The 1,127-nt window shown below is 70.6% G+C and carries 1 protein-coding gene and 1 pseudogene; both read right to left on the bottom strand.

Going from position 1 to position 1,127, the window contains the following annotated elements:
• Positions 1 to 69: pseudogene (locus B0W88_RS35365) on the bottom strand (thiol reductase thioredoxin); the annotation flags it as partial.
• A gap of 148 nt (positions 70 to 217) precedes the next feature.
• Positions 218 to 1,069, bottom strand: a complete 852-nt coding sequence (locus B0W88_RS31885; protein ID WP_077038420.1) for a hypothetical protein — start codon at positions 1,067 to 1,069, stop codon at positions 218 to 220.
• Between the last annotated feature and the right edge of the window lie 58 nt (positions 1,070 to 1,127).

The raw sequence follows: 1,127 nt of genomic DNA, 5'->3' as shown, positions 1-1,127 counted from the left end.
GTCCGGATCCTCGTCCAGCCGCGCGCGCGGCACGCGGTTGCGCGCCAGGCAGTGCGGGCAGGCCACCATCAGCTGTTGTTGCAGATCCTGTTCCATCGTCTTGTGATCCTCCCGTTCAAGCCGGCAATTGCCATGCCGGATCCACCAGGGTTATCGGCAGACGACGCCAGACTTGAGCGCGGCCCGTCATCTGCAGGACGGGTAGCGCCTCCTGGCCCTAGGCCTTGGACTTCTTCGGGCCCTTGGGCCGGGCCTTCTTCGGCTTGGGCGCCGCGGGCGGCTGGGGCGGCTGGGGCAGGACGACCCGCTCGCCTTCGAGGATCGGATACCCGTGGTCGACCGTGAAGCGGCCGAAGGGAATGCCGCTGCCGGTCTTCTCGTAGTAGTCGTGCCAGTGCCGTGCCGCGATCCAGATCGCCTCGGGGCAGGAGGCGCGCGATTCCAGCCCCGGGGTCAGGTCATAACCCTCCGCCGCGCAGACCGCCTCCAGCATGCAGGCCGAGGGCAGGCCGTAGTTGTCGAACAGCGGGTTGCCGGTGCGCGCCACGCCCCAGGCGAAGGCCAGCCAGCGCAGCACGTGTTCCAGCGCATCCAGCGTGGAGCGCGAGCGCATGAAGGCCTGCACCCGGGCCTGGATCTTCGCCTGTGCCACCGGCAGCGCGATCAGCGCGATGTTCGGATAGGCGGCCGGGTCGTCGAAGGCGGCCAGCGGCTCCATCGTCACGCCGTTGCTGCGCGGCCCGAAATCGGGGCCCGCGGGCTGCAGCAGCGGCACATGCAGCGCCTGCGCGCCGGCCAGCGAGGCGTCCTCCAGCAGCACCATCAGCGCCTGCGACCAGTAGGAGGGCTGCATGTCCGGCCGCAGGTGCGACTGCGCGACGCGGCAGCGGAAGGACAGCGTGTCCGCCCCGCCCAGCAGCGCGATGAAGGTCCAGTCCGCCGGGCTGGGCGTGCGCATCGCGCGGGCGGCGCGCTGGCCCCAGGCCAGGTTGCCCTCGCCGGGCTCGCGCGGCAGCGGGCTGAAGTCGGGGTTCGGTGCGGTGCTGGTGGAGCGGGATTGGCGGGTCATCGATGGGCTCCTGGAAATTGCGCCCTAGAAATTGCGCATCTGGTAAGTGGGCGAGGGG

The sequence above is a fragment of the Pelomonas sp. KK5 genome (assembly GCF_001984095.1).
Lineage (GTDB): Bacteria > Pseudomonadota > Gammaproteobacteria > Burkholderiales > Burkholderiaceae_C > KK5.
Note: the sequence above shows the minus strand (reverse complement) of the source record. Positions and strands in the feature narration are given on the sequence as shown.

Excerpts from the sequence above, each read along its gene's own strand:
- B0W88_RS31885 (WP_077038420.1), bottom strand. The coding sequence starts at position 1,069 with ATGACCCGCCAATCCCGCTCCACCAGCACCGCACCGAACCCCGACTTC.